This is a genomic window from Flavobacterium sp. FlaQc-52 (assembly GCF_044007495.1).
Taxonomy (GTDB): domain Bacteria; phylum Bacteroidota; class Bacteroidia; order Flavobacteriales; family Flavobacteriaceae; genus Flavobacterium; species Flavobacterium cupriresistens.
Genome location: NZ_JBIPCV010000010.1, coordinates 82,549 through 94,597, shown reverse-complemented (window position 1 = coordinate 94,597; position 12,049 = coordinate 82,549). Strand labels below are relative to the sequence as shown.

The window sequence follows — 12,049 nt, the reverse complement described above, 5'->3', positions numbered from 1 at the left end:
TTTAAATAAAATGAACTATTATCTATCCCTCATATTCTTAATTTCCATGAGTTGCCTGGCACAAAAAACAACAGTTTATTGTATTGGCGATTCTACCATGGCCAATAAAAAAGATCCCGAAAAAAATCCCGAACACGGTTGGGCGCAGGTTTTGCAACCTTTTTTTAAAGACAATATTCTTGTAGAAAACAAAGCAGTAAATGGCCGAAGTACAAAGAGTTTTATCGCCGAAAAACGTTGGGATTCCATCTATAAAAATCTTAAAACAGGAGACTATGTTTTTATAGAATTTGGACATAATGATGAGAAAACAGGAGATTCTGCCCGATACACCAATCCACATACCGCATACCGTTATAATTTAATCCGATTTGTAAAGGAAAGCAGAGAAAAAGGAGCCGTGCCTATACTGCTAAGTTCAATTGCCAGGCGAAATTTTAACGAGAAAGGTGTATTGATTCCGACTCATGGCGATTATCCATTAGAAACACGGCTGGTTGCACAGGAATATAAAGTACCCTTTATAGATTTAGAGTATTACACCGAATTATTAGAACAATCTTACGGAGTAGAAAAATCAAAATTACTTCATTTGCATTTTAAAGCCGGAGAAGTACCTTATTATAAAGTAGAGAAAAACGATGATACTCATCTTTCCTTATTGGGAGCAACGGAAATTGCTAAAATTGTGATCGATCAAATAAAACTTTTGGATGATCCTTCTCTGGTTAAACTCCAAAAAAGTATTAGATAACAAGTTGTATTTTTATCGTAGTACTCGTTTTAGAGTTTAACTGGCATATCTTCTGTTATTTGTTTGGTAAGTCTTTCTTACAAAATCTTCTGAAGGCTTTCTGTGATGAAAAGTATAATATTTGGATCGGAAATGATTGAGTCTGGTGTAGTTTAATTCATACACAATCTCTGTCAATGTGTTATAATTCCCACTTTTTAAAAGATCATTCGCCAGTATCATTTTTTTTTTAAGAAAGAGATTTTTAGGGGAATTATTGAATTGTTTTTTGAATAGTATTTTATATTTGGAGGGAGACATACCAGCCATTTTGGATAAAAAACTTACGGTAGGAAACGAATTGGTCAGATTATCCAAAAAATAGTTTTTTGTTTTTGCAACCGCTTCCAGTTCAATTCTGGTTGCTTCACTTTGTACCGCTGATGAATTTTCGCATCGAATTATAAAATTACCCAGTAGTTTTAATGAAATACCTTTTAAAAAAGAGTCAAATGAAAGATCAGAAATTGATTTATCCTTAATTGATTTCAGTAATAAATTGCTATTGCTGTCAATAGTATCAAAAAAGTGATGGGAGTTTCCTATAGCTTCATTTTTTCGTTTGATATATTCTTCAATCGTATCTGCTCTTAAGTATTCATTTAATACTTTTTTGTCAACTAGTAGTTGTAATACTACTGTTCGTTTATTGATTAAAGGTCTGAAAGTACTTTCTATCTTGTTGTTTGAAATAGTAAAACTCGGATTTTCAAAAGAATCGATTTGATACTCTACAGCATCAATTTCTATTGAATTGGGAGAATCACTTAAATCGAAGTGAAAAATATATAAATCATTTTCTGATTTTAACCGATTTACTTCAATTGGTTCGGTTAAAACAAAATCAATAAACAATGCAGAAATCCCCGGAGTTATCTGGGTGAAGTAGGAATGCCCCTCACCAAGTGCTTCTGGTATAACAATTATTTTTCCATCAATAAGTTCAGCGCTTATTTCTTGAGCTAACGCTTGATGCCATTCGGGTGTCAGGTTATATGAAAGAGCTATTTTTTTCATTAGTGGCGACATTTAAGATTATAATTGTTTAATATAATTCTTTGGAGAAACTCCAAAATGCTCCTTAAATTTTGAAGAGAAATAGGAGTTATTACTAAAATGAAGTTTATCTGAAACTTGAGAGATTGACAATTGTCTGCTTTCAAGAAGTTCTTTTGCCAGAAGGAGCTTATTATTCAGAAAGAAGGAGTTTGGTGTTAAGCCGGTTACTTTTTTAAATAAATTTTTGAATTTTGATTCAGACATTTTTGCATTTTTTGCCATCACCGCAATAGTAGGAAAAGCACCTTCAATATTTTCAGTTAGAAACATTTGAATGGCTATTATTTTTTTAAGATCTGTTTCTTTAACAGTTTGAATAACAAACTTATCAAGTGCTATTTTTTTTATATAACTAGACATTAAAAGATGTACGGTAGCTCTAAGATTTAGATCAAAAACTGGCCCACCGGCATTTAGTTTGCGCAAGTCATTTAATATATGATAACTTTCATCAGCAATCCGGTCAATTCTGATAATTGTATTTTTTTCGGGATCGATAAGCTTTTGTAAATCGGGAAAAAAAAGAGTATTGTTTTTAACAAATGTATTAAGGACGTTCTTTTTTATAAATATGCAAAGGGCATAGGTATTACTTCCTGACTTGACGTGAAAATCAGTTAGAAGTGAGCCGTCAATTACAGCCAAATTATATTTCCATCGTCCTATATCGAAGATTGTATTATTGGTTTCTAAACTGGCGTCACCTTCAGTAAGATCATAGTACAATGCAATAAAATCATTTCTTGAGTTTTTTTGAGTAAAGAGTACGTCTTGATGGTATTTTACATTGACATAATAGGCTACAATTCCTTCTTCACATTCAAGGAAATAACGGATTCCAGTGTGGATATCCTCAGGAACATTTATAAAGTTACCCTCTACTTTTCCTCCAAATTGTTCTGTTAAATGTTGTACCCAACTTAAGTCAGCACTATAAGAGTGTTCAATTGTTTTCATGTGGTATTTCTATTGTTTTACAAAAAATATTTTTTACTCCTAACTCGTAAGCAAAAGAATTCATTATTTATTTAAAATCTTTTCTTCTCCGACACCTTCGCCATTTCTAATATAATTGTCTGTCACAAAACATTCTATTATTTAAAATATAATTATGGTATGTATTTATATTTTATCATACGCAAAGTTCTTTAATAAAAAGTTAAGATGTTTTGATGTATTTATTAGTGTTGCATTTTAATTGATAAGTGTTTTATTTGTGGTTTTTAGTGCTGATTTACAGTGTTTTACGTTTAAATAATTAAAGTCTTATTCTGATATTTATATGTCGTAAGGGGGTAATTTGAAACTTGTTCTCGCCTCTAATTTTGCATACTGTTTTAATGAAATACTTAAATCAGAAAATATAAAATATAAAATGTACTAATTAGTAATGTCAAGAATATGAATACGTCTAAAATTTCTATAGAGTTTGAACTAAATGTTACTGAAATACAAAAACTGAATAAGATGTATTTTAAACGTTTATACAAAGAAAGGGTTACGGTTCTTTTTACCATCGCTTTAGTAGGTTTCATCTTTCTTGATTTTTTTAATTTGAAAAGTGATGATGATGTTTTAAAATGGTATTTAAGAAGCGCAGTGCTGATGGTGTCGTTTTTTGTATTTCATTATGCATTTGTAAATACCATCTGCAAAGTCATTTTTAAGGTAATGAGAAAATTAGAGGGGTATACTAATTTCATAGGGAAGTACCGACTCAATTTTACTAATTCAAACATCCGCGTAAATTCTCCGATAGGTGCTTTTGTCCATAAATGGAGCCAAATTGAAAAAGCAGTCTTGACCAAAGATTTCTTTTTTTTATATGTGAAAGATACTGATCAGCACATTATATCTATTTCAAATAGATGCAAGAATGGTAGAAATCTGAGTGATTTAATTGCCTTTGTTGAGAATAATGTGACTGAAATTATGAAAATTTAAAATTTTGAATAGGAGCGTTTTATGCTTTAAAACGAGATGTAGTTAGTGATAATAATTGAATAAAAATATTTAGTCTCCGGGCTAAAGTTAATACAAGGAAATCAATGGAAAAGAGAACTGTTTTGGTCTGTGATACCAATAAAGTATTTGTGAAAATGTTTAAAAAGAAATTGCGTCAGGAATTTGAGTTTGTTGACCATTCTCTTTTGACAGAAGATGCAATCAAAGATGAGAATTTTGATGGTTTAATATTCGTAGTGTATAACAAAATTGAACTGGTCAATTTATTAAAAGTATATAAAAGAGAAACAAATGTTTTAGTCTGCGTTTTTAATGAGCAATTATTTGCAAGAACAGCCTTTCTTGAAGAATTCAGTGGTGTAGTGCTTTTGGATGGTTCAAAAACGGGTATTGATCTGATGGCAGATTTAAGATACAACTTTAAAAAGGCTTTAAATTTTAAACAACGACTTATAGAATCTTTTTTGGATTCAGCTGTAGTAGAAAACCAATTGTACATTTTTTTTAAAAATTGGATTGCTTTTTCTGGCTCGTAATTGGTTTGTTTAAGAATACGAAGGCATTTTAAAAACCAAGATATGTGATAGTATTCTTGGTTTATTTTTTTCTTGGAAATTTACAGCTACTTTAAATTTCAAATTTCAAATTCCAAATTCCAAATTCCAAATCCCAAGCTAAAAAGTCAATTAGAATGAGTTAATTAGTGTAATTCGTGGCTAACTTTTTGCGCCACGAATTACACCAATTTGCGCGAATTGTTTTTTTGCTTGAGATTAAAAAAAGTAGCGCAGATTATCTAATTCTTTTAATCCTTTAATCAGTGGCTTTTTTTCGCTCGCAGTTTTACGAGGTTTTGCGACACTTTATCAAATTGCCAAACGTTTAAAAAAAAGTAATAACCCATTAAATAGACTAGACTCCAGGTTAATCATTGTAAGAGGAGGTATTTCTATATCGCTTTTCTGCAATTTTTGAAGATAGGAACTAATAAGACTATCCTGAAATCGGTGGAAAATGGTAAGAATTAACCGAAATAGATGGCGTGAGAGAGAAAATTTAAAAAAAAACTGCAACAAATTCGGAGCTTATTTTTTATGTAATTGATTGATAATTAAGAGCAAGTATTGCAGGTTAATTTAATATTAAGCGGTCCAGTAAAAACTGGCATAATTTTAACATTAAACTTGCGTTATCTATCTAGCAAACTTTTATTTTTGCGCCTTAATTTAATAAGTATAAGCATGAACGATCTATTAGTAAAAATCAACGCCGAAATCGACACATTCAAAGCAGAAGCAGAAGCACTAACTGAGAAAGGTGTTAAAGCTGCTGGACCAAGAGCACGTAAATCAACTTTAGAAATTGAAAAACTTTTAAAAGAGTTTAGAAAAGTTTCTATCGAAGAATCAAAAAAATAATATTTGTATTCAAAAATAAGACCCGACAGTTTTTATAAAGCTGTCGGGTTTTTTGTTTTATAATGCGAAAGAAGTTGACCGAGCAGAGACTATTTTTCAGATAAAGTTCAAAAGTTGTGGGGTAGCAAAAATCTCGCAAAGTCGCAGAGGCGCCAAGTTTTGTTCTGATTTTTTTAACTTCGCGACTCTGCGACTTTGCGAGAAGCAAATCGACAGGAATCCGGTGTAGAATTTTTAATATTTGTAAAGCTCCTCTATTTTATATTTCTTTGTAAAGAATACTAATTGGTATCTTTTATGAAAAAAGCACTTTCTACACGACTTTCGATTCTCCAAAAATCATTTGAGTTAATTTATACTCAGGGATATCAGGCGACCAGTATTGATACCATAATTGCAACCACTAATGTAACCAAAGGCGCTTTTTTTTATCATTTTAAAAATAAAGACGAAATGGGATTGGCCGTTATTAACGAGATTATGTATCCGTTGATGCAGGAAGATTTTGTAAAACCATTGTTGAATTCTAAGGATGCAGTCAGCGACATTTATAAAATGATGCAGTATTTATTGTTAGAGAATTCTTTTCTACTTCGAAAATACGGTTGTCCGGCGGGAAATTTGACTCAGGAAATGCCGCAAATAAACCAGCAGTTTGGTGAAGCCCTTTTTAAGCTTTCGGCTGAGGTCAAAGAGGCGATGCAAATTGCTTTAAAAAAAGGTAAAGATTCGGGTGCTATTAAACCCGAAGTTAATGAGGAACAAGTGACTCTTTTTGTTTTGTCTGGCTATTGGGGAATTCGAAATTTGGGAAAACTTTTTGATAGTAATGATTGTTATGTAGTTTATTTAAAGGAACTTAAGCGCTACTTAAAAAGTTTGGAAAAAAACTAGTTTCAAAAACATACTAACTAGTATGTTTTTGATTTATATTTGCATTATTATTTTAAAAAAGATAACAATGTACCCAACACTACTATTGCTGCATTCCGTCGTAAGATGGTTGGTGCTTTTAAGTTTATTTTACTCCATTATCAAAGCCTACCAAGGCTTTACGAATAATTCACCCTTTTCTAAAAAGGATAATCTGGTACGACATTGGACCGCAACCATTGCACACGTACAATTAATGATCGGAATTGTCTTGTACTCTCAAAGTCCCATAATTAAATATTACTGGAACAATTTTACGGAGGGATCAAAAGATTTAAGCACCTTTTTTTTCGGTGTAATCCATATGGTTTTAATGCTTGTTGCCATCGCTATGATTACAATTGGATCGGCAGTGGCAAAACGCAAACAAACCGACAAAGACAAATTCAAAACGATACTTTTTTGGTTTTCCCTTGCAGTAAGTATCATCTTCATAGCCATTCCGTGGCCATTTTCTCCATTAGCAAACAGACCTTTTTTTAGATAATTATGATAAATTTTTTCAAAACAAACATTGGCCGATTAAGAATTCTGGGATTTCTTGAAGGCGTATCTTTATTAATTTTAGTTTTTATAGCAGTTCCGCTAAAGTACTTTTTTGATAATCCTGCAGGGACAAAAGCGATAGGGCCTATTCATGGGGCGTTATTTCTGCTTTTTATATTCAATACCTTAAGTGTTGGTGTTGAGCAGAATTGGAAGTTTAAAACCACAACATGGAAAGTTCTTTTGGCTTGTATAGTTCCGTTTGGGACATTCTATATTGATCATAAAATTTTAAGCAAAATCAAAATGGATCAAAATTAGAACAGCTTCATTGAATTTTAGAATAAATAAAACTGACCACTTAACCTCTTAGGTGTAATTGAGCTAAGATTAATTGCACCAATAGCCATTAATTAGAAAAATCATGATTGAGATTTTCAAAACAAATGTGAATTCAAAAAGACAGTCCAACAGAATTTTAAAAATACTTAAAAGAATATTTCCAAACGCTTCATTTATTTTTGATTTGGAAGATTGTGATAAAATTTTGCGCGTCGATTATATTGAAACGGTACAGATTCCAGTTATCAAAAACGAAATCATAAATTTGGGTTTTGCCTGTGAAATATTGGAGGATTAATTCTTTTAATTTATACCATTGGTACGTTTTTGTAAATACGTTCTGATAGTATTTAAATACAAAGAGAAAGGGCTTGAAAACACTAGATTTTCAAGCCTTTTTTTTGTTTGATAGTTGTTATTTATGCCGTTTGATCGTCTGTTGCAGCATCCTGAGCATTTGTTTTTACTGAAGCAATTCCATTTTCTCTGGCGTCAGTACTTTCATACATCTCACTTGCCCCGATAATTTGGCCATTACCTGATTTTAGATTGAAATAAGGTTTTCCGTTGCTGGATTCTTTTCTGTCATATCTGGCATCATCCTGAGAGTTCGTTTTTACAGATTCGATTCCGTTTGTACAGGCAGCCTTTGTAGTATAACCTTCGCTGGTTAAAATAGTCTGACCGTTTCCGGCTTTTAAATTAAATTGAAATTCACCGTTCGCTCTTGTAGTAATTACAAATTTTCCCATATAATTTTTGTTTAAGTTAGGCATTTAATAGTATGCTATTCATAAAAGTACAAAACTTAATTGTACCAATTGTAACCAATAAAAATAATTGATTCTTAATTTTATTTTTTATTGAAAGAAGGTAATATATATTTTTGGATGATTTCGTCGCTTGGGGATTGTGAATTGTAATTGCCTCCGGTAATAATGGTCACCATATTTTGCTCTTCCCAAATGTAAATTTTTTGACCGCCGTTTCCTTGTGCTGCTTTCCCATTGTAGCGTACGCCGTTTACATCTATATATTTAAGCCACCATAAATAACCATAATTTACGCCTTGAACAACAGATTGTTTGGTTAAGGATTCTTTTACCCAAGCGGTAGAAATAACCTGTTTGCCATTCCAAATACCTCGATTAAGGTAAAGTAAACCTAGTTTTCCCATATCTCTTGAGTTTAAATAGAGTTGGCAAAAGGTTTCGGCACTTGAGGCGTCGGGTTTAAAATTCCAGGTAAAATTTTTAATCCCTATATCTTTAAAAAGGGTTTGTTTGGCGAAATCAGGCAACGTCATTTTGGTCGCTTTTTCGATAATTCTACCCAGTGTTATTGGATTTCCGGAACAATACATTCCTTTTCCTCCAGGCACATCAACCATTGGTAAATCTAAGGTATATTGAATCCAGTCGGGAGAAGAATTCATTACCGTTTCATTTCCTTCTGATTTTGCATTACTTACATCACAATCTAAACCACTTTGATTGGTCAAAAGGTTTTTAATCGAAATTAGTCTTTTGTCTTCGGTAAGATTTTTAAAAGTATATTCGGGAAAATAGGAAAGTACAGTGACCTCTTTGTTTTCTATATACCCTTTGTCAATGGCGATTCCGGTAAGGGCAGAAACAAAACTTTTGGTGGCAGATCTTAACTCGTGTAGTTTGGCTTTATTGTATTCATAAAAATATTCTTCAAATACCAATTTTCCATCTTTTATAATCAAAACACTGTGGACGTTTGGAAAGCTACCGTCTACAATTTTTTGCATCATTTCATTCAATAAAGACTTGTCTAATCCGGTATAATCAAGATTTCCTGTCGGTAGTCCGTCTGTATCTTGTTTGGGCTGTACATAGACGTATTTAAAGTCTTTTGCATTTGGTCTTGCGTACCACATTTCTTTGGGGAAAACGACTTTTTTTGTAATTAAATTAAAAGTAGTTCCTTCTGAAGCATAACCGGTGACAGCTCCATCTTTTCTCAAAAAAGTCACTTTTTCGTTGGACATGTTTTGAAAAATATCTTTGTCAATTGCTTTTAATTTGTATTTGCTTTCGTTAATAATGGCATATAAAACGGTGTCTTTAGGTGAAGCCGCTATTTTAAGAGTTCCTTTATTTACATATTCATAAATACCTTCATATTCTTTTAATTGTTCGTATGTAATTTTGAATTTTTGTTGTGAATAACCGGAATAAATCGTCAATAAAAATAACAGCTGCAAATAGTATTTTTTCATTATTTTGGTTTTAAAATATTGCTTGTTAGTTAATTAACGAAAGTTATAAAAAAAAGAGACACTTAATTAATAAATTTAGTGTCTCTTTTTTATTTTAGAAGTTTAGTTCAACTTACTTAAGCGTAATCGGAACTTCAACCGTTGTTTTATCCCAGCCAATAACCAAATTGGTAACTGCACCCTGAGTTGTAAAAGCAATCGATAACGCCTCTACCGGAGTTGTTATGGCTTTAACCGGAATCACAATTCTTACCAGGTCTTTGCTTTGATCGTAAGCATATCCACCCCATAAGTCAATTTCTTTGTTGATGATAACGGTCCATTTGTCTTTTTCAGGAATGGCAAAAAGACTGTAAGTACCTGCAGGAACTGCAATACCATTGATTGTAGCCGGCTTGTAAAATTTAATCTCTGTATTTTCATTTGCCCCTACACGCCATACTTCACCAAAAGGAATTAATTCACCAAAAATAGAGCGACCTTTAGCTGAAGGTCTTGAATAAATCACTTTTATCGACGGAAGTGTAGTGTCGGTTTTTTTAAACTTTACCGCTTTATTCGGGAAATAAGCAATATCTGCCGGACTGGCATCTAAAGCAGGGAATTTAACCTCTTGAGCGTTAACAGAAAAGACAAATAATAAGAGAAGGGTAAGTAAACTAAAGTTTTTCATAATGTAGTATTTTTAATGTAGTTTATACAAAAATAAGAGAATTATGTATAGAAAAACTAAAACCTTATTCCTTTTTCTTTTTTTCGTACCAATCACGCATAATGTAAAAAGCTTTCTTCTTCTGACCCTCGTTTGAGATCAGGCCTTTACGGTTGTATTCGTCCTGAATTCCCGGTAACAGCCTTCTTGGAGATCTGAAATCAACTAAAATCCAAGGACTTAATCCGCTCAGATGAGGTATTTTTTCGATCATTTTAAGATTCTGAATGTACAAGTATTCTTGATATTCTTCGGTCCAGCGTTCTTTTTTGTCGCCATGTAAGCCAGCTTTGGCATCTCCTCCGAACTCAGAAACTATAACGGGTTTGTTGTATTTGGTTTTCCAAAGCACTTTTTCCGCATCTTCCAGATTACCACCGTACCAGCCTAAATATTGGTTAAAGGAAATGATATCCAGAGATTCGCCAATGGCATCATTTATAGTTCCAAATCCTTCACTTGTTTGTGTCAATAAGGCCGCACTGATTAACCTCGTATTGTCTAATGATTTGGTATGGGCAACCAGATTTTGGATAAAGGTATTTCTGGCATCAGAAATTGGTGTTTCATTAGCCATAGACCAAATGATAATACAAGCTCTGTTTTTATCTCTTGTTATGGCAGCCGTTAGTTGCTCTTGTGCATTGTTGTAGGTTTCTTTTCTGGTGAATTCTACGGTCCAGTACACGGGGATTTCTTCCCAAACCATCAAGCCTAGTTTATCGGCCATTCTGATGATGTTTTCGTTATGCGGATAATGCGCAAGACGTACATAATTGCAACCTAATTCCTTGGCCCAATTAAGCAAACGCAAGGCATCTTCTTCAGAATTGGCGCGTCCGCCTTTGGCATTTTCTTCATGAATGGAGATCCCTCGCAAGAAGAGCTGTTTTCCGTTTAACAGAATTTTGTCGCCTTGTGTTTCGATCGTTCTAAAGCCAATGGTATCCTCTAGTTTTTCACCGTTAAAATCAACGGTCACCTGATATAATTTTGGATTTTCGGGAGACCAGTAAGAAACGTTTTTGACCGGAATTTCAAATTTCAAAATGCCATCCGGGCTTACTTTAGCTTTGTATTTAATTTTCAATTCCGGAATGGTGATGGTGACCGTATTCTGTTCCGGATTTAAGTTATTGATTTTGACAAAACCGGAAATTTTGTTTTGATTCTTTTTGTCCAATTGAATCGTATAATCTTCTACAAAAGATGCTGATTCTTCGATTAAGGTAACGTCGCGCGTAATTCCGCCGTAGTTCCACCAATCTGTATTTAGTGTCGGGACATCTTCTTTGTGGCGGGTGTTGTCTACTTTAATTACTAGATAATTGTCCTTTGGTTTTACAATTGAGGTAACTTCATAATTAAAGGGTGTAAAACCTCCTTCATGTGTGCCTAGTTTTTTGCCGTTTAAATACACATCTGCTTTGTAGTTAATGGCGCCAATGTAGACAAAGAGACGTTTTTTTTCTTTTAGATTGTAATCAAAAGATTTTTTGAACCATACATTTCCTTCGTAATATTTTAGTTCCGGAACCTGCGAATTCCAATCTCCCGGGATGTTTATTTTGGGAGAAGTATCAAAATTATATTCTACTAATTCCTGTTTGTTTACGGCATGATAATTATTAAAATAAGCCGCATTTGAAGGTTTGGCTTGTTTGTCATAAACATCGTGGTGAAAACTGTAATAACCCGTCTCGTAAGGATCAACAATGTAATTCCAAACCCCGTTTAACGAAGTGGTATTTCTGTTGGAGACGTTGGAAATTAAATTTTGTGCGAACCCAAAAACAGACGTGGTAAGAAATAATAGGGTTAGTAATTTTTTCATTTTTAGTATCATTAGATGGGTTTGTTAAAATGCTTTAAATCGAAGTTATGGTATTAAGTTGCTAATTTTTAAATAGTACGGTTTTCCTGCAAGGTCTTTTTGTAACCTTGTAGGAGATAAAAAAAAAGCATTTTAAATACTGATAAACAATGATTTATAATTTAAATATTAATTGAGTTCAGGCTTTAAAATAACGGCAAAGAGCATTAAGTTTTGCAAAGTAAAAGTAGGCCACAAGTTTAACCTTAGTGGCCTTAGC

The 12,049-nt window shown here is 32.9% G+C and carries 14 protein-coding genes; 8 read left to right on the top strand and 6 right to left on the bottom strand.

All coding sequences use genetic code 11. The annotated features are described in order from the left end of the window. Positions 1 to 10 precede the first annotated feature (10 nt). A complete protein-coding gene (locus ACHRV5_RS16970) occupies positions 11 to 754 on the top strand; it encodes a rhamnogalacturonan acetylesterase (RefSeq protein WP_395427535.1) in 744 nt (247 codons plus the stop codon). A gap of 36 nt (positions 755 to 790) precedes the next feature. Here the strand turns inward: ACHRV5_RS16970 and ACHRV5_RS16965 are convergent, their stop codons facing one another. Together ACHRV5_RS16965 and ACHRV5_RS16960 are read right to left on the bottom strand one after the other, a co-directional pair. Beyond that, positions 791 to 1,810, bottom strand: coding sequence for a helix-turn-helix domain-containing protein (locus ACHRV5_RS16965; RefSeq protein WP_395427534.1), 1,020 nt, complete (start codon positions 1,808 to 1,810; stop codon positions 791 to 793). An 18-nt stretch (positions 1,811 to 1,828) separates the two neighbouring features. Then, positions 1,829 to 2,809 (bottom strand): helix-turn-helix transcriptional regulator, encoded by a 981-nt coding sequence (locus ACHRV5_RS16960; RefSeq protein WP_053004259.1) that lies wholly within the window; start codon positions 2,807 to 2,809, stop codon positions 1,829 to 1,831. Between the two features lie 444 nt (positions 2,810 to 3,253). Between ACHRV5_RS16960 and ACHRV5_RS16955 the strand changes: the two genes are divergently transcribed. From ACHRV5_RS16955 to ACHRV5_RS16925, 7 genes are all read left to right on the top strand, one after another. After that, positions 3,254 to 3,796 (top strand): YcxB family protein, encoded by a 543-nt coding sequence (locus tag ACHRV5_RS16955; protein WP_395427533.1) that lies wholly within the window; start codon positions 3,254 to 3,256, stop codon positions 3,794 to 3,796. A 104-nt stretch (positions 3,797 to 3,900) separates the two neighbouring features. Next, a complete protein-coding gene (locus tag ACHRV5_RS16950; RefSeq protein ID WP_230002286.1) occupies positions 3,901 to 4,353 on the top strand; it encodes a hypothetical protein in 453 nt (150 codons plus the stop codon). Between the two features lie 705 nt (positions 4,354 to 5,058). Further along, entirely contained in the window at positions 5,059 to 5,235 is a 177-nt protein-coding gene (locus ACHRV5_RS16945) for a histone H1 (RefSeq protein ID WP_047777269.1), read from the top strand. Between the two features lie 297 nt (positions 5,236 to 5,532). Next, entirely contained in the window at positions 5,533 to 6,129 is a 597-nt protein-coding gene (locus ACHRV5_RS16940; protein WP_395427532.1) for a TetR/AcrR family transcriptional regulator, read from the top strand. A 67-nt stretch (positions 6,130 to 6,196) separates the two neighbouring features. Next, positions 6,197 to 6,655 (top strand): hypothetical protein, encoded by a 459-nt coding sequence (locus tag ACHRV5_RS16935; RefSeq protein WP_395427531.1) that lies wholly within the window; start codon positions 6,197 to 6,199, stop codon positions 6,653 to 6,655. A 2-nt stretch (positions 6,656 to 6,657) separates the two neighbouring features. Then, the gene (locus ACHRV5_RS16930) at positions 6,658 to 6,975 is read left to right on the top strand and encodes a DUF3817 domain-containing protein (RefSeq protein ID WP_395427530.1); all 318 of its coding nucleotides are present in this window, start codon (positions 6,658 to 6,660) and stop codon (positions 6,973 to 6,975) included. Positions 6,976 to 7,078: 103 nt separating this feature from the next. Continuing rightward, positions 7,079 to 7,294 carry a hypothetical protein gene (locus tag ACHRV5_RS16925; protein ID WP_395427529.1) on the top strand — a complete coding sequence of 72 codons (216 nt, stop codon included), beginning with the start codon at positions 7,079 to 7,081 and terminating at the stop codon, positions 7,292 to 7,294. A gap of 121 nt (positions 7,295 to 7,415) precedes the next feature. Here the strand turns inward: ACHRV5_RS16925 and ACHRV5_RS16920 are convergent, their stop codons facing one another. The 4 genes from ACHRV5_RS16920 to ACHRV5_RS16905 form a co-directional block, all read right to left on the bottom strand. After that, a complete protein-coding gene (locus tag ACHRV5_RS16920) occupies positions 7,416 to 7,748 on the bottom strand; it encodes a YegP family protein (RefSeq protein WP_047777358.1) in 333 nt (110 codons plus the stop codon). A gap of 101 nt (positions 7,749 to 7,849) precedes the next feature. Beyond that, positions 7,850 to 9,244 (bottom strand): serine hydrolase domain-containing protein, encoded by a 1,395-nt coding sequence (locus ACHRV5_RS16915; protein WP_395427528.1) that lies wholly within the window; start codon positions 9,242 to 9,244, stop codon positions 7,850 to 7,852. Between the two features lie 112 nt (positions 9,245 to 9,356). Then, positions 9,357 to 9,917 (bottom strand): DUF2911 domain-containing protein, encoded by a 561-nt coding sequence (locus ACHRV5_RS16910; protein WP_395427527.1) that lies wholly within the window; start codon positions 9,915 to 9,917, stop codon positions 9,357 to 9,359. 64 nt (positions 9,918 to 9,981) lie between these two features. Next, positions 9,982 to 11,790 carry a glycoside hydrolase family 2 protein gene (locus ACHRV5_RS16905; RefSeq protein WP_395427526.1) on the bottom strand — a complete coding sequence of 603 codons (1,809 nt, stop codon included), beginning with the start codon at positions 11,788 to 11,790 and terminating at the stop codon, positions 9,982 to 9,984. Positions 11,791 to 12,049 lie beyond the last annotated feature (259 nt).